This is a genomic window from Bacillus oleivorans (assembly GCF_900207585.1).
Lineage (GTDB): Bacteria > Bacillota > Bacilli > Bacillales > JC228 > Bacillus_BF > Bacillus_BF oleivorans.
On the sequence record NZ_OAOP01000001.1, the window covers coordinates 248727 to 273978 of the forward strand.

Sequence of the window (25252 nt, forward strand, 5' to 3'; positions counted from 1 at the left end):
GCCGACTTCGGTAAAACAGTTCTGAGTTCGGAAATAAGGTGTTCGAGTTCGGTAAAAAAGTTCTGAGTTCAGAAATAAGGTGGCCGAGTTCGGTAAAACGGTTCTGAGTTCGGAAATAGGGCGGCCGACTTCGGTAAAAAAGTTCTGAGTTCAGAAATAAGGTGGCCGAGTTCGGTAAAACAGTTCTGAGTTCAAAAATAGGGTATTCGACTTCGGTAAAACAGTTCTGACTTCTGAAATAGGAGTCTTGAGTTCGGTTAAATGTTATCTAAGTTCGGTAAAATCAATCTGAGTTCGTTAAATAGCTTTGAGTTATGAAAAAACGGTTCAAAGTCATGAAAAAACCGCCAATTTTATCATATAAAGCATGCCCTCATCTGCCTGCCCACCAGCAAAATCCCCGCACATCCTCTCATAAAACCCCCACAAAAAAGGAAACCTATCGTGAAGAACAACAATAGTCATTTAAAACGGAGGTTTCTGCCATGAAAGAGGTAATTTTAGCACTGCTGACAGGATTTATTGTCGGGATTATTTTTGCCGGGTTCCGCTTGCCGATACCAGCTCCGCCTGCCTTTGCAGGGGTATCGGGGATTATTGGTATTTATCTCGGTTTTAAAGTGTTTGGCTGGATTAGTCCGATCTTTTTAAACTGGTTTAAATAAAAACACAAATTCCTCAAAGCTGAATGGCCCCGCCGCGGATTCTCTTCACCCCTCGGATCCGGCTCAAATCCTCCACTAATTTTAATAGCGCGAGATCTTTTGCCTTTGCTTCTATCATAATGTCGACATCTTCGCCAAAGTCTTTCAAGAGAGACAACAAAGGCTTGATAAACTCAATATCCAGATAGTCGGCATGCGCCCGGTATTGTTTTTCAGATTTCGGCGAGGATAAGTGGAGCATAGGTGGAAAGGCATCGTTTTTCCACATGTCAAAAACATAGGGCAATATTTCTTCAATGGAATATCCCCCAGTATTCGCCATATAGTGATGGTAATCAAACACAAACGGAATCCCTACCTTTTCACATACCTCAATCGTTTCCATCGCATTATACGTTTTATCATCGTTTTCAAGGGTCATTCTTTGTTTCACCGAATCTGGCAGTTGTTTCATATTATTATAAAATTGCTGAATCGCACTTTCCTTATCTCCGTAAGTCCCGCCAATATGAATGTTCATTCTTGCCTCGTCTGCAATTCCCATCGCCTCAAGCATTTTATAGTGATACTTCATATTCTGAACAGCATTTTTCGTTACGGTTTGTTTTGGACTTGTAAATAAAGTGAACTGGCTGGGGTGAAAGCTAACCCGCAGCCGATGCTTTTTAACGAAATCACCAATTTCCTGCCACTTAAACCTAAAGGGGGTAATAAAATCCCACAGAACCTCAGGATGAGTCGCAAGCGGGACAAGCGCACTTGAAAAACGATATATTTCAATCCCGTGAGCGACAATGAAATAAAGGATTCGGAGGGTGTGATCCAGGTTATGGCCCGTAACGGACAAAAGCTTATCCATCCGTTCCTGTACGGGCAATTTCTGAAATCGTGTAAACGTAACGGTTTTGGAAGGCGTGACATCCCATAGACTTAAACTATTTGCAACAAAACCAAATCGGATAATCATGATAGCTCCTTAAAGAAAATGAGAGATAGATTGGGCAATCCATTCTTTGCAGTTGCGGAAAAAATTAGGCTGATTTAATTGCCTAAGTGTTAGCCGGCTGGAATGACTAATATCCTGAAGCAAAAGGCTTTTAGCATGAGCAACAACAGTAGGGTCATATATATAACAATTGAGTTCATGATTTAAAAACAAACTCCGGTTATCAAAATTAGCGGTTCCGATATCGCAATCCGAGTCATCTCTTATCAAGATTTTGGCATGGAAAAAGCCGGTCTCAAATTGGTATACGTGAGCCCCTTTTTTTAACAGCTTTCGAAAGTAAGGATACGAAGCTTCCTGGACAAGTGCATGGTCACTAAGTTTTGGAACAACAATCGTAATTTCGACTCCTCTGTCTAATGCATCTGATAGGGCATCAAATAAAGGAGCGCTGGGAACAAAATAGGGAGAACCAATATAAAATGATCTCTTAGCGCCATTGATAAAGCGTATATAAATCGCTTCAAGCTCAACCCCCTCTGTCGCAGAAAAGCGGTGTTGGGACGTACCCTTCGGCAGCGGAGGAAAATATCGTGGATCTTTCTTCACTTTTTCCTTTGTCGCTAATGTCCAATCTGCTAAAAACTGCATTTGTAAATCATGAACACCTTCACCTTGGAGTTTCAAATGATAATCGCGCCATGGAGATAGCTTTGGATCTCCGCCAATATATTCCTTTCCAATGTTATACCCGCCAACATACCCCGCTTTTCCGTCAATCACGGTAATTTTGCGATGGTTTCTTTTTTGCAGGGTATAAAAGAAAAAAGGAAATCGCGGAACATGGCAAAAGGCAAACTGAACATGATTCCTCTTTAACTTTTCCCTATAATTTCGTTTGAAACCGAAGCTTCCAATCCAGTCCAATAACAGTCGGACTTCTACACCAGATTTGGCTTTATCCTCTAAAATCTGCAAAAATCTCTCACTAAAGGCATCATTTTGTACGATGTAAAACAGCACATGGATATGATCGGTGGCAGTTTCTAGCTCCTTAAATAGGTCTTCGAACAAATCGGTTCCATCTGTAAAGATACGTATATCGCTTTTCCGCTCAGGAAAATTTAATTTTTTTAGCTCTTTTACATGACGTTTTCGTCCATATGTAAAGTCAAGATACAGCCATAGACATATCAGTACCAGGATAAAGAATAGGATAGAAAAGATCATGTATGAAAGCTCCTCTTTTTCTGGTCTTAAGGCTTTACGTAGTATTCCCGAAACGCAACAAAATAAGCGAAATAAGAGAGTGAGTAAAAAGGATGAAACCGATGCACAAACATACTTTAAAGGGACAAATTTAGAATGAAAATCATGATAAAAGTATCAAAAGACATATTGACTGAATGCTCATTCATTATATAATAGTGGTAAGGATTCAGAAAATTTATTGTTTTTCATACAAAGAGAAGAAAGGGGAGGGGACGCATGACACCATTATTATGGGTGAACTTTGCTGCATTTTTAATTGTAACCGCTTACGCAGTAAGCCTCTTTGTATACGTTGTTAAAACTCGAATTGCTTATATTCGATTAGGGAAAAAGGTAGAATTCGATCAGCGCCTAAAAGAAAGACTTGAAAAAATTTGGGTCAATGTGTTTGGACAAAAGAAGCTATTAAAGGATAAGAAAAGCGGAATCATTCACGTTATGTTTTTCTATGGATTTATCCTTGTCCAATTTGGAGCGATTGATTTTATCTGGAAGGGAATTGCACCTGGATCTCATCTTCCGCTAGGACCTTTATATCCAGGTTTTACGTTCTTTCAAGAACTAGTGACATTTATGATTTTAGTGGCCGTTGTCTGGGCTTTCTATCGTCGATACATTGAAAAGCTTGTCCGATTAAAAAGGGGTTTTAAATCAGGACTTGTTCTTATCTTTATTGGGGGTCTCATGCTTTCTGTTCTATTTGGAAATGGAATGGGCATGATCTGGCACGGATATGAGGCAGCTTGGACTGAGCCGATTGCAACGTTAATTGCCCTCAGCTTTTCTTGGGTGGGTGAAACAGCCGCAGTTGTCCTGTTCTATATCGCATGGTGGATTCACCTCTTGTTCTTGCTGGCTTTCTTAGTTTATGTACCGCAATCAAAGCATGCTCACTTAATCGCAGGACCAGCCAACGTCTTTCTAAACAGGCTGGAACAGCCTGGCAAGCTTGCCAAAATCAATTTTGAAGATGAAACGCAAGAAACATTTGGGGTAGGAAAAATACAAGATTTTACACAGAAACAGCTTGTCGACCTTTACGCATGTGTAGAATGTGGCCGCTGTACCAATATGTGTCCGGCAACAGGAACCGGCAAAATGCTGTCACCGATGGATTTAATCACAAAGCTGCGTGATCATTTAACAAACACGGGAGCCGCCATAACATCGAAGCAGCCATGGGTTCCTGCCTATGCCTTTTCGAATACATTAGGAAATCAGCTGGCAGTAGCCTCAGCAGGAGCCGGGGCTAATGAGTCCGCAGCTGCAGCTGAATATAACCCAAGTTTGATTGGCGATGTCATCACTGAAGAGGAAATTTGGGCTTGTACGACTTGCCGAAATTGCGAGGACCAATGCCCAGTCATGAATGAGCACGTCGATAAAATTATCGATTTAAGACGTTACCTCGTTTTAACAGAGGGGCGGATGAATCCGGATGCACAGCGCGCGATGCAAAATATTGAGCGCCAAGGAAATCCATGGGGCTTAAATCGAAAAGAAAGAGAAAATTGGCGTGAAGCACGGGAAGATGTCCATATTCCAACTGTGAAGGAAATGAAGAAATCCGGAGAAGAGTTCGAGTACTTATTCTGGGTTGGTTCCATGGGTTCGTTTGATAATCGCAGTCAAAAAATCGCTTTATCCTTTGCTAAGCTTTTAAATCAAGCTGGCGTTAAGTTTGCGATTCTAGGTAACAAGGAAAAGAACTCTGGCGATACACCGCGCAGGCTCGGAAACGAGTTCCTCTTCCAGGAACTTGCAGCAAACAACATCGAAGAATTCGAGAAAAATGAGGTTAAAAAGATCGTTACTACCGATCCGCATGCTTATAACATTTTTAAAAATGAATACCCTGACTTTGGTTTAACAGCAGAGGTTTATCACCATACAGAGGTTCTTGCTCAGCTAGTCAAAGAAGGAAGACTTACGCCGAAGTATGAAGTTCAGGAAACGATCACCTTCCACGACTCCTGCTATTTAGGGCGTTACAACGAAGTATATGACCCGCCGCGCGAAATTTTAAAATCGATTCCTGGCGTTACGCTGGTCGAGATGGAGAGAAACCGTGAACGGGGAATGTGCTGCGGAGCAGGTGGAGGATTAATGTGGATGGAGGAAGAAACCGGGCACCGGGTCAATGTTGCCCGGACAGAACAGGCACTGGCAGTTTCACCATCCGTAATCAGCTCCGGATGTCCATACTGTTTGACGATGCTTTCAGATGGAACGAAAGCAAAAGAAGTAGAAGACTCAGTTGGAACATATGACGTAGCAGAAATTTTAGAAAGAGCTGTCTGCGGCGAAGCGTCTCAGCTGGTTTCATAAAGGGATTTTTGGGGGGAGATTCATTTCTTCTCCTCCTATTTCATATTAAATAGTAAGCGTTTCCATTTTGAGTTCAACATGAACTCGCTTCTTTTTACACCTGTCTTGAGCGAGCGTTCAGTCAAAACCTAAATAATGGGGTACATTCCCTTCTGCAAGTTTCTATGTATCGTATCTCGGACCGGACATAGGATCCGTTATTTCATGAAAATCAAGGTGATCCGAGGGGTTCGCGGACATTAGATCAGTTATTTAAGCTTTTTTATAAAAAAATGCCCTTATTTACACCAAATAACGGAACCAGTGTCCGCTCAGTTTAAAAAAACCCTGCTTTTTAGATGAATAACGGAACCAATGTCCGTGTAACACCATGATTGCCATAAAAATTTACAAAACCAACTAAATAAGGAGTGGAGAAAAATGAAAACGGTAATTTTGGATGGGGCAAGAACACCAATTGGAAAGCTTGGAGGAGCTATTAGTACGCTGACCGCCTCCGAATTAGGCGGGATTGCTATTAAGGAAGCCCTTAATCGGAGTCAGGTCAGACCCGAAGAAGTAGGGACAGTCATGATGGGATCTGTATTGCAAGGAGGGCAGGGCCAATTGCCATCGCGGCAGGCAGCCCGCTACGCCGGTCTTCCATGGGAAGTCAAAACCGAAACGATCAACAAAGTCTGTGCTTCTGGAATGAGGAGCGTTACACTTGGAGACCAGCTAATCCGCCTAGGGGAAGAGGAGACAATCGTTGCGGGCGGTATGGAGTCGATGAGTCATGCTCCCTATATATTAACGAAAGCACGCTTTGGCTATCGCATGGGTGATGCACCTATAAAAGATTTAATGATTCATGACGGCTTAACTTGCAGCTTTACCGGCGTCCATATGGGAACCTACGGCAATAGTACTGCGACCGAGTTTAATATTTCGAGAGAAGAACAGGATGCCTGGGCGCTAAGAAGCCATCAGCGTGCAGTAGCTGCGACTAAGAATGGAATTTTACAAGAAGAAATCGTTGCGGTTGAGATTCCGCAAAAGCGCGGAGAAGCCATAAAAGTAACAGAAGATGAATCTCCGCGGGCTGATACGTCCTATGAAAAGCTGTCCAAATTAAATCCAGTGTTTGACAGGGCGGGAACGATTACGGCAGGCAACGCTCCAGGAGTGAACGACGGTGCTTGTGCAATGGTACTGATGAGCGAAGAAAAAGCGAAGCAGGAAGGACGGACTCCACTTGCTTACATTATTGCTCATACAGCGCTAGCAGCAGAAGCAAAGGATTTTCCAAAAACACCGGGTCTTGTCATCAATCAGCTTCTAGAAAAAACGGGAAAAAAAGTGGCTGAAATAGATTTATTCGAAATTAACGAGGCCTTTGCAGCCGTTACATTAGCGAGCAAACAAATCGCAGGACTAGACGAAGACAAGATTAATGTTAACGGCGGGGCCGTCGCACTTGGCCATCCGATTGGGGCGAGCGGTGCAAGAATCATTTTAACACTGGCCTATGAGCTTAAAAGACGCGGCGGTGGCATCGGGATTGCTGCGATTTGCTCGGGCGGCGGTCAGGGAGATGCAGTTATGATCGAAGTTCCTAAAACAAAATAATAGATTCATAGAGAAGGAGAGTGTCTTATGACAGTTCAAAAGGTAATGGTTGTCGGAGCCGGACAAATGGGATCTGGTATTGCTCAAGTTTTTGCTCAGTCAGGCTTTCAAGTCATTTTAAATGATATCAAGCAAGAGTTTGTCGAAAGAGGACTTGGTGTGATTACAAAGAATCTGACGCGCCAGGTTGAGAAAGCAAGAATGACAGAAGCAGATAAATCAGCCATCCTAGCCAGAATTGTGGCCTCAACATCTTTGGAAGACGCAAAAGACATAGATTTAGTAATTGAAGCAGCGGTTGAAAACATGGAAGTAAAAACCAAAATCTTTTCACAGCTAGATCAGCTGGCACCAGAGCATGCGGTTCTCGCAAGCAATACCTCCTCTCTTCCAATTACAGAGATTGCCGCTGCGACAAAACGGCCGGAGCAAGTGATCGGGATGCATTTTATGAACCCGGTTCCGGTGATGAAGCTTGTTGAAATTATTCGCGGTTTGGCTACAACAGATGAAGTGTACCAAACGATTGAAGATATCACGAAAAAACTGCAAAAAGTACCGGTAGCCGTCAACGACTTTCCAGGCTTTGTTTCGAACCGTGTCCTTATGCCGATGATAAACGAGGCAATCTATACGCTCTATGAAGGGGTCGCTACAAAGGAAGCGATTGATGAAGTAATGAAGCTTGGAATGAATCATCCGATGGGACCCTTGACACTCGCAGATTTTATTGGCTTAGATACGTGCCTCTATATTATGGAGACGCTCCATGAAGGCTTTGGCGATGATAAATATCGTCCATGTCCACTCCTCAGAAAATATGTAAAAGCCGGATGGTTAGGCAAGAAAACAGGAAGAGGTTTCTATACCTATGAGAGCTAGTTCAGGTGTAATCAATCGCGAGGTGAACAGCATGAATCTTCAGTTTACTGAAGAACAGCAGATGATGAGGAAAATGGTGCGTGAATTCGCTGAGGCTGAAATCGCCCCTTTTGTAGAGCGGATGGAAAAGGGGGAGTTTCCACACTCCATACTTAAAAAAATGGGGGAGCTAGGATTAATGGGGATTCCAGTTCCGCAAAAGTATGGCGGGGCTGAAATGGATTTTATCTCTTATATCATGGCGATAGAGGAGCTTTCAAAAGTAAGTGCAACCGTTGGTGTAATTTTATCGGTACACACATCGGTTTCGACTTATCCAATTTTGCACTTTGGCTCGGAGGAACAAAAGCAAAAATACGTTCCAAAGCTTGCATCTGGAGAATATCTTGGGGCCTTCTGTCTGACAGAACCCAGTGCCGGATCAGATGCAGCCAGTCTCAAAACGAAGGCGGTTTTAAATGGAGACCACTACATCCTAAATGGGTCAAAGGTATTTATTACAAATGGAGGAGCAGCGGATCTTTACATTGTCTTTGCTTCAACGAATCCGCCACTCGGCAGCAAGGGAATTACAGCGTTTATTGTAGAAAAGAATACGCCGGGCTTTCATATTGGCAAAGACGAAAAAAAGATGGGGCTTCATGGTTCAAGAACGGTTCAATTAACGTTCGAGGACATGAAAGTACCTGTTGAAAATCGCCTTGGTGCAGAGGGTGAAGGTTTTAAGGTAGCGCTGAATAATCTCGAAGCAGGGAGAATTGGAATTGCGGCCCAAGCACTGGGTATTGCAAAAGCTGCTTTTGAAAAGGCGGTTGATTATTCAACGGAGAGATACCAGTTTGGAAAGCCGATTGCAGCAAATCAGGGGGTCGGCTTTAAGATAGCAGATATGGCAACAGCGATTGAATCAGCGAAGCTGCTTGTCTATCGTGCGGCTTACTTAAGAGCCAATGGAATCCCATGTAAAAAAGAGGCTTCCATGGCTAAGCTTTTCGCTTCCAAAACAGCGGTTGACGTCACAACTGAAGCAATTCAAGTGTTTGGCGGGTATGGATATACAGAGGAATATGAGGTAGAACGCTATTTTAGAGATGCAAAAATTACAGAAATCTATGAGGGAACTTCGGAAATTCAACGAATCGTGATTAGTAAAGAGCTTTTACAAGATTAGGGGGAACAGGGTATGAACTTTAAACTTTCAGAAGAACACGAAATGATTCGAAAAATGGTTCGCGACTTTGCTGAAAACGAGGTGGCGCCTTCAGCAGCCGAAAGAGATGAAGAAGAACGATTTGACAGAGAAATCTTTGATAAGATGGCTGAACTCGGGCTAACAGGTATTCCCTGGCCAGAAGAATACGGCGGGATTGGCAGTGATTATTTAGCCTATTGTATAGCGGTTGAAGAGCTCTCCAGGGTGTGCGCTTCTACAGGAGTAACCTTATCAGCCCATACATCTCTTGCTAGCTGGCCGATCTATAAGTTTGGTACAGAAGATCAAAAACAGAAGTATTTAAAGCCGCTTGCCCAAGGAACAAGCATCGGCGCGTATGGATTAACTGAGCCCGGCTCTGGCTCCGATGCCGGCGGGATGAGAACAACCGCGAGGAAAGACGGGGACCATTATATTCTCAATGGTTCGAAGATTTTTATTACAAATGGCGGAGTCGCAGATATCTATGTCGTATTTGCTTTAACAGACCCAACCAGCAAACATAAAGGAACGAGCGCCTTCATTATTGAAAAGGATTTTCCTGGCTTCAGTGTCGGCAAAAAAGAGAAAAAGCTGGGCATTCGTTCTTCTCCGACAACGGAAATTATGTTTGAAGATTGTAAGGTCCCTGCTGAAAATCTCCTTGGCAGTGAAGGGGAAGGCTTTAAGATTGCAATGATGACGTTAGATGGAGGCAGAAATGGGATCGCTGCGCAAGCAGTCGGGATTGCTCAAGGTGCCTTGGATGCTGCAGTAGGCTATGCGAAGCAAAGAGTACAATTTGGAAAACCGATTGCCGCACAGCAAGGGATTTCCTTTAAGCTTGCTGACATGGCGACTAATATTGAAGCCGCAAGACTATTGACCTATCAGGCGGCATGGCTCGAATCAAATGGTCTGCCATATGGAAAAGAATCGGCGATGTCTAAGCTGTTTGCCGGAGATACCGCAATGAAGGTAACAACAGAGGCGGTTCAAGTATTTGGCGGCTATGGGTATACGAAAGATTACCCGGTTGAAAGATTTATGCGTGATGCGAAAATTACGCAAATCTATGAAGGAACCCAAGAAATCCAGCGACTCGTCATTTCCCGCATGCTGACAAAAGATTAATAGATTTTATTTGGAACGCATTTTCAATAGATTGTTTCTCATTGTACTGCAGCTGAAATACACGAAGACTCATTTCCACTGCCTGATATAAATAAAAGATTGTAGCAGTGGAAAGTGGGAATAGCGAGCCAGGCGAGACCCCGCAGCGAGGCACGAGCGAGGAGGCTAAGCTGTCGTCCGCGGAAAGCGAAGTGTATTTCAGCTGAGAGTTAAACGACACAATCTTTCCTGATTAATGAAACTGGGGGTGTTTATACACGTTATGAAAAACGTTGAGGTGCATTCCTCTGTTAAAGATGAAAGGCTAATCAAAGTACGCCGTGACCAAATGATTAAAGGGGCTGTTTCCCTTTTTAAGCAGAAGGGGTTTCACAGAACGACAACAAGAGAAATTGCAAAGGCGTCTGGCTTTAGCATCGGAACACTTTATGAATACATTGAAAAGAAAGAAGATGTTTTATATCTTGTTGTCGATCGGATCTACGATGAAGTAAAGGAACGGTTAAAGGAATCGATTGATACGGCAATAGGCACAATTGAAGGCTTAAAATCGGCAATTGCGGCATATTTTCGCGTAATGGATGATATGCAGGATGAGGTTCTAGTCATGTATCAGGAGGCAAAGTCGCTGACCAAGGATGCCCTTCCCTATGTATTAAATAAAGAACTGCAAATGGTTCAGATGTTTGAAGACATTTTAAAACGCATGACGAAGCAGAAAGAAATCGCTATGTCTGAAAAAGAGATCCAATTATGCGCGCACAACATCTTTGTCCTCGGACAAATGTGGGGATTCAGGCGGTGGGCCCTTCATTCCATGTTTTCAATCGAGGATTATATCGATATGCAAACAAGCCTTATTTTAGATGGTCTTACAATACGGGAGAAAAAGGGGGATGAAAAATGACCATACAAACGGTTTATAAACCAAAACACCCAATCCGTTTCGTTACGGCATCCAGTTTGTTTGACGGTCATGACGCTTCCATTAATATTATGAGGCGAATTTTACAAGCCAGCGGTGCAGAGGTGATCCACCTCGGTCACAACAGGTCGGTAGAAGAGGTGGTTCGGGCTGCGATTCAAGAGGATGTGCAAGGAATTGCGATGTCGTCTTATCAGGGTGGCCATGTTGAGTATTTTAAGTATATGTATGATTTGTTAAAAGAGAAGGGTGCAGGTCATATCCGGATTTACGGCGGAGGCGGCGGTGTCATCCTTCCGCGTGAAATAAAAGAGCTTCATGAATACGGAATTGCCAGGATTTTCTCCCCGGAAGATGGCAGACAGCTGGGGCTTCAAGGAATGATAAATACGATGCTTGAAGAATGTGACTATCCGACGATTCGTCACATCGATAAATCCATCCTGGACCGGGTGAAGAGCGGTGATACAGCTGCAATTGCTTCTTGCATTACGCTTGCGGAATATGGTGTAGAGGAAGCGGAAGTATCCGCAGCCGTGGAAATCTTAGAGGAAGTTAAAGCTCAGGCAAACAATGTACCGGTTGTAGGAATTACAGGAACCGGCGGTGCGGGAAAGAGTTCATTAACGGATGAGTTAGTTCGCCGTTTCTTGCGCGAAATGCCTGAGAAGAAAATGGCGATTCTTTCTGTAGACCCTACAAAACGTAAAACCGGCGGAGCTTTATTGGGTGATAGAATCCGGATGAATGCGATTTTTTCCGATCGCGTCTATATGCGAAGTCTGGCGACGAGAGGGTCTCGCTCCGAAGTCTCATTAGCGATCAAGGATGCGATCTCGGTAGTAAAGGCTGCAGGGTTTGACTTAATCATTGTCGAAACGAGCGGAATTGGCCAGGGTGATGCAGAGATCGCAGGTATCGTTGATATTTCAATGTATGTAATGACTAGTGAATTTGGTGCTCCGTCCCAGCTGGAGAAAATTGATATGATTGATTTTGCTGACCTCATTGTCATTAATAAATTTGAACGCAAAGGGTCAGAGGATGCAAAAAGACAAGTTCAGAAGCAATTTCAAAGAAGTCATATGCTGTTTGAAAAGCTTTTAGACGAAATGCCAGTATACGGAACAATTGCGAGTCAATTTAATGACCCGGGAACCAACGCTTTATTTGCGGCGCTTATTGAGGTTGTCAATCAAAAGTGCGGGATGGAATGGCATACTTCCTTATCAAAGCATGAAGCGGTAGAGAAGCAAAATATTATCATCCCAACTGAACGCCGCTATTATTTAAGAGAAATTGTAGACACAGTCAGACGATACCATCAAATCGCGGAAGAGCAAGTAGAAATAGCCCGCCGTCTCTTCCAGATCGAAGGAGCGCTCCAGGCAGCTAAAGAAACAGAAGGAAATGAAGAGGTCATTCGATCTTTAGAGGCAATGAAGGAGCGGGTCGAAGAAAAGCTTACGTCTGAATCCAAGCGAATCCTTACCAATTGGGAACAGTTGAAGAGAAAATATAGTGCTGATCAGTTTGTAACAAAGATACGGGATAAGGAAATCGTAACCGAGCTTAAAACGAAAAGCTTGTCTGGTCTAGATATTCCGAAGGTGGCCTTGCCTAAATATAAGGATTATGGAGAAATCCTTAAGTGGGTATATAAAGAAAACGTGCCTGGAATGTTTCCGTTTACTGCAGGAGTCTTTCCGTTTAAACGGAAAGAGGAAGATCCGAAGCGGCAATTTGCCGGAGAAGGAACACCAGAACGAACCAACCGCCGTTTTCATTATTTATCAAAGGATGACCCGGCAAAACGTCTTAGTACGGCTTTTGATTCAGTTACTTTATATGGAGAAGATCCTGATTTCCGCCCCGATATTTTTGGGAAGGTTGGCGAAAGCGGTGTTAGTGTATGCAGCTTAGACGACATGAAAAAGCTATATGATGGCTTTGACTTATGTCATCCGCAAACTTCTGTTTCTATGACGATCAATGGCCCTGCTCCTATCATTTTAGCGATGTTTCTCAATACAGCGATCGATCAGAAAGTGCGTGCAAAAGAGGCGGAACTGGGCCGAACTTTAACAGTAGAAGAGTTTACAAATGTTAAAGCGGATACATTAGAAACAGTCAGAGGTACGGTGCAGGCAGATATTTTAAAAGAAGACCAGGGTCAGAACACATGTATCTTCTCGACCGAATTTGCATTAAAAATGATGGGTGATATTCAAGCCTATTTTATTGACCATAAAGTACGCAATTATTATTCCGTTTCGATTTCGGGCTATCATATTGCCGAAGCGGGAGCAAATCCTATTTCCCAGCTCGCATTCACATTGGCAAATGGATTTACCTATGTCGAATATTATTTGAGCCGAGGTATGAAGATTGATGATTTTGCACCAAACTTATCTTTCTTCTTCTCAAATGGACTAGATCCGGAGTATAGCGTTATTGGCCGGGTGGCACGGCGAATCTGGGCAATTGTCATGAAGCATAAATACGGAGCAAATGATCGAAGTCAAAAATTGAAATATCATATCCAAACATCAGGACGTTCCTTACACGCACAAGAAATTGATTTCAATGACATCAGAACCACTCTTCAGGCTCTTATGGCGTTACATGATAATTGTAATTCACTTCATACCAATGCATACGATGAAGCCATCACGACTCCTACAGAACAATCAGTCCGACGTGCGATGGCAATTCAAATGATTATTACGAAAGAACATGGTTTAACTAAAAATGAAAATCCGCTGCAGGGATCATTCATTATCGAAGAACTGACAGATCTTGTGGAAGAAGCGGTATTGAAGGAATTTGAGCATCTTAATGACCGCGGCGGTGTGCTGGGTGCGATGGAATCGCAATATCAGCGCGGCAAGATTCAGGAAGAATCGATGTATTATGAAATGAAGAAGTACTCTGGGGAATTGCCAATCATCGGGGTTAATACGTACTTGAATCCTGCCCCTCAATCTGAAGAAGAGTTAGATTCCATGGAAATTGCACGGGCATCAAGAGAAGAAAAACTGACTCAGATTGAAAATCTGCAAGCCTTCCAGAAAAAGCACGCAGATGTGTCTGATAAAGCGCTAGAGAGATTAAAGAAAGTTGCCTTATCTGGCGGGAACATATTTGAAGAATTAATGGAGACTGTAAAAGTGGCTAGTCTCGGCCAAATTACGAAAGCACTTTATGAAGTTGGGGGACAATACAGACGGAATATGTAAAGGTGAGGCAGGGCAAACTCGCGTGTTTTACCGCACAGAGTTTGTCCTTTTTCTCATATCTGTCCGGATTGTAAATCTTAGATTAAATTGAGCAAATTTCAGTTTTTTTAGTTCAAAAGTTGTAGTAGAGTAAAGGTAACAAAAGGTAAGGATTCTTCTAAAGCGTGAACATGGATATACGGCTAAAATTTGCTTCGTCAAAAAGGAGTGTGAATGCTGCATGAATATTTGGAAATGGACAAAACGAACGGTATTTACTGTAATTATTCTTGTGGCCTCACACCTTCTATATCAGATGCAGCTTGGGGCAATCCCTTGTTTGTTTTTATCGTTTTATCTTTTTAAACTCTCATGGAATGAATTTAAAAAAGGGAAAGCAGCTGCTTTTCCTAAACAAGAAGATGTTTTGGGAAATAAAACAAAATCATTTTAATTGATTTCAATTTGTAATTAAGGCAAAATAGCGCTAGCATAAAGGTTTAGAATTTGTTTATAATGATTAATATGGATTTTGGGGGAAGACAATCCCTCGCGTCTACATAGTGAAATGCTATTGATCTTGGAAAGGATGTGCGAGCATTTGAGTATAAACCAAAAATACGCAAAAGAAGAACTCCAAGAAATGTCGTTAATCGAGTTAGCCAATTTATTGCTTGTTGAAAATAAAGAGCCGATTCCATTTATTGACATCGTATCTGAAATCGCTTCAATTCTTGAGTTATCTGAAGAACAAATCCAAGATAGAATGCCTCAATTCTACACAGATATGAACATAGATGGCCGTTTTCTTTGCATTGGAGAAAATAAATGGGGTCTTAGAACTTGGTATCCGCTCGATCAAATTGAGGAAGAAACGGTTCCAACCATTCGTCCTAAGAAGAAGAAAGGCAAAAAAGTCGTGGACGATGATGATTTGGATATCGATGAATTTGATGATCTTGATGAAGAAGAAGACCTTGATTTCGATGATCTCGACGAGGAATATGAAGATGACGAAATCCTCGATGAAGACGAAGATGATGAAGAAGATGATGACGATTTCGATGATTTAACCGACGACGACGATGATGATGAAGATTTTGATGATGAGGAAATCATTGAAGACGAAGAATATGACCTGGACAATGATGATATCATCGATGATGACATTGAGCCGGAAGATGATGATGAATTATAATAGTCAATCTTGACATTCGGTACGAGTACTTGTAGAATTCTTTTTGGGCTCCTTAAAAAAGGACGTTCTAAAATTGCTGATTTAGCTCCCTTACAATTTTGTAAGAGGAGTTTTTTTATTTTTATGAGAGATAAGGAGTAAATGGTGGACATTGAATCAAAATAAAAGCTGTATCACCATTTTATGTATGGGCACTCATCTAGTCTTCTTCTTTTGATCAAAACCGTCATTCAATAGAAGCGAAGAGTTGATGGAACTTGTTCTGGACACACTCAAATTATAGGCAAAAACATGGGCCGTTTTAAAATTTGTCCTCTCAAAAAATCAGACGTGTGCCGTCCTTTCCCCTGTTAATGACGTAAAACTTTAAATAAATAGAACTCTGGAAGGAAGGGGATTTACGTGACGAAGTATATTTTTGTAACTGGAGGAGTTGTATCTTCTCTAGGGAAAGGGATCACTGCAGCATCTTTAGGGAGACTATTGAAAAATCGAGGACTGCAAGTGACCATTCAAAAATTTGATCCATATATCAATGTTGATCCAGGAACAATGAGTCCTTATCAGCACGGCGAGGTTTTTGTAACAGAAGATGGAGCTGAAACTGACCTTGATTTAGGACATTATGAGCGATTTATTGATATTAACTTAAACAAATTCAGTAACGTGACGACAGGGAAAATTTATTCGTCAGTTATTAAAAAAGAGCGCAGAGGGGAATACTTAGGCGGTACCGTTCAAGTAATCCCTCATATCACCAATGAAATTAAAGACCGTGTATTTCGTGCGGGAAAAGAAACCAATGCAGACGTGGTTATTACAGAAATCGGGGGAACGGTTGGCGATATTGAATCTCTTCCTTTCCTAGAAGCGATTCGCCAAATTAAGAGTGATGTAGGCCGCGATAATGTCATGTACATCCACTGTACACTTGTTCCTTACTTAAAAGCAGCAGGCGAAATGAAGACCAAACCAACGCAACACAGTGTAAAAGAGCTAAGAAGCCTCGGAATCCAGCCAAATGTCATCGTGGTTCGGACTGAAATGCCGATTTCTCAAGATATGAAGGATAAAATTGCCTTATTCTGTGATATCGATCCCAAAGCCGTAATTGAAGCAGGGGATGCTGAGATACTTTATGAGGTTCCGCTAGATCTCCAAAAACAAAATCTAGACACGATCGTCTGTGAGCATTTGAAACTTACTTGCCAGGATGCCGATATGACGGAGTGGCGCGGTCTTGTTGAAAAAGTTCGTAACCTATCGAAGAAGGTAAGAATCGGCTTAGTCGGAAAATATGTAGAATTGCAGGATGCCTACATTTCTGTTGTAGAATCCCTTAAGCATGCAGGCTATGTCTTTGATGCAGATATTGATATTAAATGGATAAATTCTGAGCATGTAGATGAATCCAATGTGGAAAAATTACTAAAAGATGTAGACGGCATTCTTGTTCCTGGCGGGTTCGGCGACCGCGGAATTGACGGGAAAATCGAAGCGATTCGATATGCGCGCGAAAACAAAGTTCCGTTCCTTGGAATTTGCCTTGGTATGCAATTAGCGTGCATCGAATTTGCCCGCAATGTAGTCGGCCTTAAAGGAGCGCATTCATCCGAAATCCAGCCAGATACACCATACCCGGTCATTGATTTGCTTCCGGAACAAAAGGATATCGAAGACTTAGGCGGTACTTTACGGCTTGGTTTATACCCTTGCAAAATTAACGAAGGCACACAAGCTATGAAGGCGTATAATGATGAAGTCATTTATGAAAGACATCGTCACCGCTACGAATTTAATAATGAATTCCGCCAGGCTTTAGAAGATAAAGGATTTGTATTTTCCGGCACAAGTCCAGACGGCAGATTGGTTGAAATTATTGAACTGAAAGATCACCCATGGTTTGTAGCATCTCAATTTCACCCAGAATTCACATCTAGACCAACGCGGCCTCAAGCCTTATTTAGAAACTTTATCGAGGCATCGATTAAATCGCATTCATAATATAAAACTGGAAAGGATCTGTCCCGATTAATGAAATCGGGGCAGACCCTTCTGTTATTCTTCTTCTAAAAACTCTCTTATGAGAAAGTGGATATGGTGGTAAATGAAGAGGGCAGTAATTCCTGTAGGAAAGCCAAAGCGGTTTCCGCTTTCATCAGGCATTAACCCTTTTGCCACTTTTAAATCGATAAACACATTCCCGACCGGTACGGCTTCTTCGTCTGTGCCTTTGTTAGCGACCAGCACAAACGGAATATCCGCTTTAGTAAATGCAGCGATGAATCTTTGGACAGCAGGATCTTCGGATGACCGTGAGAAAAGCCAAATCCGATCTGCGTGTGTAATCTCATCCAACTGATGTTCACTTAATTCCTTAGCCGTTTGTAATGGTTCTACCCCGTATAAAGCCTCTGCTGTGACTGCTTTAAGCTCTTGTTCTCCATATATATAAATCGAACCTTGTCCAGCCGGAGCCTGGGCCAGCAGCCGGGCCGCATCCTCAAATAAAAAGCCATTTTCCTCTGTCGACAACCGCTGGAACAATCCAGTTAGCTGAGTTGTAAACATCTTATTCATGACAAACCCCTCACAATCACATTTTTCCTAACCCCTATCTTAAGCTATTACAAATACCCATGCAAAACATTCGACAAATCTCGGGTTGTGCCTGTCACAGCCCAAAGTATTTTCGACAAATCTCGGGACGTGCTTGACACGCCCCAGATTTCTTCCCGAATTTTGGCCTTAAACCATTAAAATTGTGGAAAAAAAAGAAGGAATTAGCAGAATAAAAGGAGAAGTAAACCTATGGAGATTACAGAGATTCATTACATTAATTTACAGCAATCATTTTAGCGGATATCAATGCCGGTAATTGGTTTCAACTTTTGATGCTTTATGATGTAGTTACGATTAGGGAGGAGAGACGGAAGAATGAAAGAGAAAATTTTAATTGTAGATGATCAATTTGGAATTCGTATTCTTCTGAACGAAGTATTTAATAAGGAAGGATATCAGACCTTTCAGGCAGCAAATGGGGTACAGGCATTAGATATCGTAAAAAAACATTCTCCCGATTTAGTACTGCTTGATATGAAAATACCGGGCATGGATGGAATCGAAATTTTAAAAAGAATGAAAGTGATCGATCAGGATATTCGGGTCATTATTATGACTGCATACGGAGAGCTTGATTTAATTCAGCAGGCAAAGGATTTGGGAGCACTAACTCACTTTGCTAAACCATTTGATATTGATGATATTCGCTCTGCTGTCAGAAAATATCTCCCGCTCAAATCCAGTTAATTATTTTTTGAAAAATGTTGGCCAACCATAGATGTAATTCATAAACTTTCATAAGAAATTACATAATCAAGAAGGAGCTGACCATTTCCCACAACAATCGGGATTTGTGAAAATAGTCAAAGCTCCTCCTTTTTGTTATGATAAAGATGTTGATTTCTTCTTGAAATAGGAAATACTATTTTAAGTATGAATGCCGTATACATCGGTATATGCAGAGGTGTTTTGCAGAAGAAATCCGTACATATAAAGGAGGATATACGATGCCCTTAGTTTCTATGAAAGAAATGCTCATTAAGGCAAAAAACGAGGGATATGCAGTAGGTCAATTCAATGTTAATAACCTAGAATTTACTCAAGCGATTCTTCAGGCTGCCCAAGAAGAAAATTCACCGGTTATTTGTGGAGTATCAGAAGGTGCTGCCCGCTACATGGGTGGTTTTAAAACAGTGGTTGGAATGATCACAAATTTAATGGAAGAATATAAAATAACGGTTCCTGTCGCGATTCACCTTGATCATGGCTCAAGCTTTGAAATGTGTGCGAAAGCGATTCACGCTGGTTTTACATCAGTTATGATTGATGCTTCTCATCATCCCTTTGAAGAGAACGTCGCGATTACCTCTAAGGTTGTGGAATTAGCACATATACACGGAGTTTCTGTTGAAGCTGAACTTGGTACTGTTGGCGGACAAGAAGACGATGTTGTTGCTGACGGCGTCATTTATGCAGATCCCAACGAATGTAAAGAGCTAGTAAAGCGAACTGGTATTGATTGCCTGGCACCTGCATTAGGTTCTGTACACGGTCCTTATAAAGGCGAACCAAACCTTGGCTTTAAAGAAATGGAGGAAATCGGAAATACAACAGGGTTACCTCTAGTTCTTCACGGCGGAACCGGAATTCCGACAAAGGATATCCAAAGAGCCATCTCGCTGGGTACAGCCAAAATCAATGTAAATACAGAGAATCAAATTGCTTCTGCGAAGACAGTCCGCCAAGTTCTTGCAGAAAAACCAGAAATGTACGATCCACGTAAATATTTAGGACCTGCGCGTGACGCGATTAAAGAAACGGTAAAAGGAAAAATCCGTGAGTTTGGTTCTAACAATAAAGCTTAATAGAACATAAGTGAAGCCGCCTCTTAAATAGGGCGGTTTCGTTTCATAGAATGATGAAGGAAGGGGATGAAAGTAATGAAGTTTTTTATCGATTCTGCTAACATTCAGGAAATCAGGGAAGCAAATGACCTAGGAATTGTCGCGGGTGTAACAACCAACCCAACTCTTGTAGCCAAGGAAGGGGTATCCTTTCATGAGCGCTTAAAGGAAATTACCAAGATCGTAAGCGGATCTGTAAGTGCCGAAGTTATTGCCACAGATGCAGAAGGAATGATAAAAGAAGGGAAAGAACTGGCTGCGATTGCAGGCAATATTACGATTAAAGTCCCGATGACCGCTGAAGGGTTAAAGGCAGTTCATGCTTTTTCAAAAGAGGGCATTAAAACGAATGTCACCCTTATATTTAGTGCTAACCAGGCATTATTAGCGGCAAGAGCAGGGGCTACTTACGTTTCTCCATTCATCGGCAGACTAGACGATATCGGCTTTAACGGATTAGACTTAATCTCTGATATTCATGATATCTTTTGGACTCATGACATTGAAACAAAGATTATCGCTGCTTCTATCAGACATCCTCAGCATGTTACAGAAGCCGCTTTAAGAGGCGCCGATATTGCTACAATTCCTTACAAGGTAATCATGCAGCTGATGAAGCATCCGCTTACTGATAAAGGGATTGAAGCATTTTTAAAGGACTGGAATGATACGTTTGGCGGAAAGTAATAATCTCTGACTAAAGTCACAATTTTTTTATTTTTATCTGAATCTACTACATCTAAGATTCTTTTTTGTGTAAACTAAAAAGCGAGAGAGATTGTTCGGAATTTTTTGTTACTATACTTAAATGAGATCTAGGTAATTCCTTACTTGATAACGGGAGATTGCCGCGTGATCGATTCACTGCACATTTCAACCGTGCGTGAAGCTACTATGGGAAGGGAGTCAATCATGGAAAAGCTAAAAATTGCAGGAGCCTATCCGTTAAAAGGGCAAGTTAGAATAAGTGGAGCAAAAAATAGTGCTGTTGCTTTAATCCCCGCAACCATTTTAGCGGAATCACCTGTTACGATTGAAGGTCTGCCTGAGATTTCAGATGTGGGTAACCTGAAAGATTTATTAGAAGAAATCGGCGGTAAGATTGAGCTAAAAGATCAGGAAATGACAGTGGATCCAAGAAATATGGTGTCGATGCCGTTACCGAATGGAAAGGTGAAAAAGCTTCGAGCCTCCTATTATTTAATGGGTGCGATGCTGGGAAGATTTAAAAAAGCGGTAATCGGTCTGCCAGGGGGCTGCCATTTAGGTCCAAGACCGATTGATCAGCATATTAAAGGCTTTGAAGCATTAGGTGCAAAAGTAACAAATGAGCAAGGTGCGATTTACCTGAGAGCTGAAGAGCTTCGCGGTGCCAGAATCTATTTGGACGTTGTAAGTGTAGGTGCCACTATTAATATTATGCTCGCGGCTGTTCGTGCTAAAGGAAAAACAATTATTGAAAATGCAGCAAAAGAGCCTGAAATTATAGATGTAGCAACCCTATTAACCAGTATGGGCGCAAAAATTAAAGGTGCCGGAACCGATGTAATCAGAATTGAAGGAGTCGATCAGCTTAACGGTTGTCGCCACACCATCATTCCTGATCGAATTGAGGCAGGTACATATCTCATTTTAGCGGCAGCGATGGGTGACGGAGTGATTATTGACAATGTCATTCCTCTGCACTTAGAGTCTATTATCGCCAAACTAAGAGAGATGGGAGTCACTGTTGAAACCAGTGATGACCAAATTTTTGTCAGACGGGCAGAAAAAATGAAAGCCGTTGATGTGAAAACATTAGTTTATCCGGGCTTTCCAACTGATCTCCAGCAGCCTTTTACAAGTCTGTTAACATTAGCGGAAGGAACAAGTGTGGTTACAGATACGATCTATTCGGCCCGTTTTAAGCATATAGATGAATTAAGACGTATGAATGCTAATGTAAAAGTAGAAGGCCGTTCTGCAATTATTACCGGTCCTGTTCAGCTTCAGGGAGCCAAAGTGAAAGCGAGTGAATTAAGAGCCGGAGCCTCATTGGTGATTGCTGGCCTGATGGCCGAAGGAATTACTGAAATAACAGGTTTAGAACATATTGATCGTGGATATAGTCATTTAGTAGAGAAATTAAATGGGCTAGGTGCTACGGTTTGGCGCGAAAAAATGACGCAAGAGGAAATTGAACAACTAAAAAGTCAGTAATGTTGCAAGGTTTTCTTTATTACGGCAAATATAACCCTTTATCGGCTATTTAAGTAGGGCCACCTGGACTATTACAATAAGTACTTAAAAAAGATACAGAGAATAGCTGTAAAACATACAGTTATTCTCTGGTACTACTTCCTACTCACTTCCACGCCTGCTACTACATGGTTTAAAAAGCGATTGCAGAGAAATAGAGTGAAGATAGCCCCCACCTTACGAAAAAACCCCTAGAAATGATCTGTTTCAAAATTAAAATCAACAGATTCGTCCGAACGATAAAAAATTCTGATACAATAGCATATGAATACAGGCGACCATGAGGGAGGGCTTACAGACAAATGGAACGCAGTTTATCAATGGAATTAGTTCGTGTTACTGAAGGAGCCGCCTTAGCTTCTGCCCGATGGATGGGGCGTGGCCTAAAGGATGAAGCCGATGATGCAGCTACCAGTGCAATGCGAGACGTTTTTGATACAGTCCCAATGAAGGGAACCGTGGTAATCGGAGAAGGAGAAATGGACGAGGCTCCAATGCTATATATTGGCGAAAAATTGGGAACCGGTTACGGTCCTCGAGTCGATGTAGCAGTTGACCCGCTAGAAGGAACAAACATTGTCGCATCAGGGGGGTGGAATGCCTTAGCTGTCCTTGCGATTGCAGATAATGGCTGCTTGCTCCATGCTCCAGATATGTATATGGAAAAAATTGCGGTTGGCCCAGAGGCAGTTGGGCAAATTGATATCAATGCCTCTGTTTTGGACAATTTAAAAGCAGTAGCGAAGGCTAAAAATAAAGACATTGAGGATGTAGTAGCAACCGTTTTAAACCGTCCGCGCCATGATCAAATTATTAAAGAGCTTCGTGAAGCCGGAGCGAGAATAAAACTTATCAATGATGGAGACGTAGCTGGAGCTATTAATACTGCATTTGATCATACGGGTGTTGATATTTTATTCGGTTCAGGCGGAGCACCAGAAGGCGTTTTAGCGGCCGTTGCCCTCAAATGCTTAGGCGGGGAACTCCAAGGGAAACTATTACCGCAAAATGATCAAGAATTGGCTCGCTGTCAAAAGATGGGGTTAGATGTAAATAAAGTATTGTTAATGGACGACTTGGTAAAAGGAGACGATGCCATCTTTGCTGCAACAGGTGTTACAGACGGAGAATTGTTAAGAGGCGTTCAGTTTAAAGGTTCTTACGGTTTAACACACTCAGTTGTTATGCGTGCAAAATCCGGTACGGTTCGCTTTATCGATGGGAGACATAGTTTAAAGAAAAAACCAAACCTTGTCATTAAGCCTTCTTAATAAAATGGCTATGTTAAAGCTTGTTGTTGATTTGAGCGGAAGGCGCGAGACTCATTTCCACTAGTGGAAAGTGGGAAAAGCGAGTCAAGGGAGACCCCGCAGGCGCTTGAGCGCCGAGGAGGCTCCCAGACCGCCCGCGGAAAGCGAGCGCCTGTAGCGGAAATCAACAGGATCGTTTAACAAAGCCAATAAAGAAGAACTCGGATCAAAAGGGTCCGAGTTCCCATTATAGACTTTTTTCCTTTGACAAATACAAGGAATCGTTCTACGATAGATAAGGTTTCTGCTTATTACTTCGAAATTGAATCTCCAAAAAAATTAACCACCTTTCCGCCCATCCGTTTTTTTCAGGTCCTATTAAAAAAACTGAATGGCCTTCAAAGCAGATAAGTACTTTTTGGAGAGGGAGTACATTTTATTTATCACAACTTAATAAAAAAAGCGTGGTGCATGTAATGGAAGAATTAACAATAGCAGCTCTAGAGACGATGAAGTTAAAAGATCTGTATGAGTTAGCCAAAAAATATAAAATATCATATTATAGCAAGCTTACGAAAAAGGAACTAATATTTGCTATCTTAAAAGCACAAGCCGAGCAAGAAGGGTACTTCTTCATGGAAGGTGTCTTAGAAATCATTCAATCAGAAGGTTTTGGTTTCTTAAGGCCGATTAATTATTCACCAAGCTCTGAGGATATTTACATCTCAGCTTCACAAATCCGCCGATTCGATTTGCGAAATGGTGACAAGGTTTCAGGTAAGGTTAGGCCTCCAAAAGAAAATGAAAGGTACTTCGGTCTTTTACATGTGGAAATGGTCAACGGTGATGACCCTGAAACTGCAAAAGAGAGAGTCCACTTTCCAGCATTAACTCCTTTATATCCTGACCGCCAAATTAAATTAGAAACAACACCTCGTAACCTTTCTACACGGATTATGGATTTAATTGCCCCAGTTGGGTTTGGTCAGCGCGGTTTAATTGTTGCTCCTCCAAAAGCGGGGAAAACCATGTTACTTAAAGAAATTGCAAATGCGGTAACTACGAACCATCCAGAAGCAGAATTAATTGTCTTGCTTATTGATGAACGCCCAGAGGAAGTAACCGATATTGAAAGATCTGTAGCGGGGGATGTTGTAAGTTCTACCTTTGATGAAGTGCCAGAAAACCATATTAAAGTGGCGGAACTCGTATTGGAAAGAGCCATGCGTCTGGTTGAGCATAAGCGGGATGTCATTATTTTAATGGACAGTATTACTCGTTTAGCCCGTGCCTATAACCTGGTTATTCCGCCAAGCGGCCGGACTTTATCCGGTGGGATTGACCCAGCTGCTTTCCACCGTCCCAAGCGTTTCTTCGGGGCAGCGCGTAACATTGAAGAGGGCGGAAGTTTAACGATTTTAGCAACAGCTTTAGTGGATACAGGTTCCCGGATGGATGATGTCATTTATGAGGAATTTAAAGGAACCGGTAATATGGAGCTCCACTTAGATCGCCATCTGGCTGAAAGACGGATCTTCCCAGCCATTGATATTCGCCGGTCTGGAACCCGTAAAGAAGAATTGCTCATCGAGAAGGATCAGTTAGACAAACTATGGGCAATCCGCAAAACATTGTCCGACTCTCCAGATATCGCAGAAAAAATACTAAGACGCCTTCGCCAAACAAAATCCAACGAAGAATTTTTCGCACAGCTGGCCGAAGAAATGAAGCAAGGCAATAAAAAATCCCTTTTGTGAAACAAGGGGACGGTTCTTCTGTTTCACTTTGAGAAATGAGCGGACTCTCGGACAAAAACGGGTTTTTCTCATGAAGAATTATCCGTTTACTAGGGTTGCAAACTTACCGACCGCTTGTTATAATGGTAACAGTTTGTTTCAAAGGTTTGCAGACTGAATCTAGGTCTGTATGG

Annotated in this window: 20 protein-coding genes; 17 read left to right on the forward strand and 3 right to left on the reverse strand. The window is 42.1% G+C overall.

Features of this window, described 5'->3' with window-relative positions:
- Positions 1-485: 485 nt before the first annotated feature.
- Positions 486-665 carry a XapX domain-containing protein gene (locus tag CRO56_RS01180; RefSeq protein ID WP_097156763.1) on the forward strand — a complete coding sequence of 60 codons (180 nt, stop codon included), beginning with the start codon at positions 486-488 and terminating at the stop codon, positions 663-665.
- 13 nt (positions 666-678) lie between these two features.
- On the opposite strand, the gene uvsE is transcribed toward CRO56_RS01180, so the two are convergent.
- Together uvsE and cls are read right to left on the reverse strand one after the other, a co-directional pair.
- On the reverse strand, positions 679-1632 hold the full coding sequence (gene uvsE, locus CRO56_RS01185) for a UV DNA damage repair endonuclease UvsE (protein WP_097156764.1): 954 nt from the start codon (positions 1630-1632) through the stop codon (positions 679-681).
- Positions 1633-1641: 9 nt separating this feature from the next.
- The gene (cls, locus tag CRO56_RS01190) at positions 1642-2841 is read right to left on the reverse strand and encodes a cardiolipin synthase (protein WP_097156765.1); all 1200 of its coding nucleotides are present in this window, start codon (positions 2839-2841) and stop codon (positions 1642-1644) included.
- 258 nt (positions 2842-3099) lie between these two features.
- Here cls and CRO56_RS01195 point away from each other — a divergent pair, with 258 nt between their 5' ends.
- From CRO56_RS01195 to CRO56_RS01240, 10 genes are all read left to right on the forward strand, one after another.
- Complete coding sequence (locus CRO56_RS01195; RefSeq protein WP_097156766.1) at positions 3100-5211, forward strand: 4Fe-4S dicluster domain-containing protein; 2112 nt, start codon at positions 3100-3102, stop codon at positions 5209-5211.
- A 420-nt stretch (positions 5212-5631) separates the two neighbouring features.
- A complete protein-coding gene (locus tag CRO56_RS01200; RefSeq protein WP_097156767.1) occupies positions 5632-6819 on the forward strand; it encodes an acetyl-CoA C-acetyltransferase in 1188 nt (395 codons plus the stop codon).
- A 27-nt stretch (positions 6820-6846) separates the two neighbouring features.
- The gene (locus CRO56_RS01205) at positions 6847-7701 is read left to right on the forward strand and encodes a 3-hydroxybutyryl-CoA dehydrogenase (RefSeq protein ID WP_097156768.1); all 855 of its coding nucleotides are present in this window, start codon (positions 6847-6849) and stop codon (positions 7699-7701) included.
- Between the two features lie 31 nt (positions 7702-7732).
- Complete coding sequence (locus tag CRO56_RS01210; RefSeq protein WP_097157189.1) at positions 7733-8872, forward strand: acyl-CoA dehydrogenase; 1140 nt, start codon at positions 7733-7735, stop codon at positions 8870-8872.
- A 12-nt stretch (positions 8873-8884) separates the two neighbouring features.
- Entirely contained in the window at positions 8885-10027 is a 1143-nt protein-coding gene (locus CRO56_RS01215) for an acyl-CoA dehydrogenase (protein WP_097156769.1), read from the forward strand.
- Between the two features lie 262 nt (positions 10028-10289).
- Positions 10290-10934: a TetR/AcrR family transcriptional regulator gene (locus CRO56_RS01220; protein ID WP_097156770.1), complete on the forward strand. Its 645-nt coding sequence runs from the start codon at positions 10290-10292 to the stop codon at positions 10932-10934.
- Positions 10931-14191 (forward strand): fused isobutyryl-CoA mutase/GTPase IcmF, encoded by a 3261-nt coding sequence (gene icmF, locus CRO56_RS01225; protein WP_425427160.1) that lies wholly within the window; start codon positions 10931-10933, stop codon positions 14189-14191. Before CRO56_RS01220 ends, icmF begins: the two co-directional genes overlap by 4 nt.
- A gap of 220 nt (positions 14192-14411) precedes the next feature.
- Positions 14412-14624 carry a hypothetical protein gene (locus tag CRO56_RS01230; RefSeq protein WP_097156771.1) on the forward strand — a complete coding sequence of 71 codons (213 nt, stop codon included), beginning with the start codon at positions 14412-14414 and terminating at the stop codon, positions 14622-14624.
- Positions 14625-14771: 147 nt separating this feature from the next.
- Positions 14772-15368 (forward strand): DNA-directed RNA polymerase subunit delta, encoded by a 597-nt coding sequence (rpoE, locus tag CRO56_RS01235; protein WP_097156772.1) that lies wholly within the window; start codon positions 14772-14774, stop codon positions 15366-15368.
- Positions 15369-15770: 402 nt separating this feature from the next.
- Positions 15771-17372 (forward strand): CTP synthase, encoded by a 1602-nt coding sequence (locus CRO56_RS01240; protein WP_097156773.1) that lies wholly within the window; start codon positions 15771-15773, stop codon positions 17370-17372.
- Positions 17373-17426: 54 nt separating this feature from the next.
- On the opposite strand, the gene CRO56_RS01245 is transcribed toward CRO56_RS01240, so the two are convergent.
- A complete protein-coding gene (locus CRO56_RS01245) occupies positions 17427-17948 on the reverse strand; it encodes a DUF2529 family protein (RefSeq protein WP_097156774.1) in 522 nt (173 codons plus the stop codon).
- 357 nt (positions 17949-18305) lie between these two features.
- Here CRO56_RS01245 and CRO56_RS01250 point away from each other — a divergent pair, with 357 nt between their 5' ends.
- From CRO56_RS01250 to rho, 6 genes are all read left to right on the forward strand, one after another.
- Positions 18306-18677 carry a response regulator gene (locus CRO56_RS01250; RefSeq protein ID WP_097156775.1) on the forward strand — a complete coding sequence of 124 codons (372 nt, stop codon included), beginning with the start codon at positions 18306-18308 and terminating at the stop codon, positions 18675-18677.
- A 260-nt stretch (positions 18678-18937) separates the two neighbouring features.
- Positions 18938-19795 (forward strand): class II fructose-bisphosphate aldolase, encoded by an 858-nt coding sequence (locus CRO56_RS01255; RefSeq protein WP_097156776.1) that lies wholly within the window; start codon positions 18938-18940, stop codon positions 19793-19795.
- Positions 19796-19870: 75 nt separating this feature from the next.
- Positions 19871-20521: a fructose-6-phosphate aldolase gene (gene fsa / locus CRO56_RS01260; RefSeq protein ID WP_097156777.1), complete on the forward strand. Its 651-nt coding sequence runs from the start codon at positions 19871-19873 to the stop codon at positions 20519-20521.
- A gap of 225 nt (positions 20522-20746) precedes the next feature.
- Positions 20747-22033 carry a UDP-N-acetylglucosamine 1-carboxyvinyltransferase gene (locus CRO56_RS01265; RefSeq protein WP_097157191.1) on the forward strand — a complete coding sequence of 429 codons (1287 nt, stop codon included), beginning with the start codon at positions 20747-20749 and terminating at the stop codon, positions 22031-22033.
- 341 nt (positions 22034-22374) lie between these two features.
- Positions 22375-23343, forward strand: coding sequence for a class II fructose-bisphosphatase (gene glpX / locus CRO56_RS01270; protein ID WP_097156778.1), 969 nt, complete (start codon positions 22375-22377; stop codon positions 23341-23343).
- 455 nt (positions 23344-23798) lie between these two features.
- The gene (gene rho, locus CRO56_RS01275; RefSeq protein WP_097156779.1) at positions 23799-25079 is read left to right on the forward strand and encodes a transcription termination factor Rho; all 1281 of its coding nucleotides are present in this window, start codon (positions 23799-23801) and stop codon (positions 25077-25079) included.
- The last annotated feature ends 173 nt before the right edge of the window (positions 25080-25252 follow it).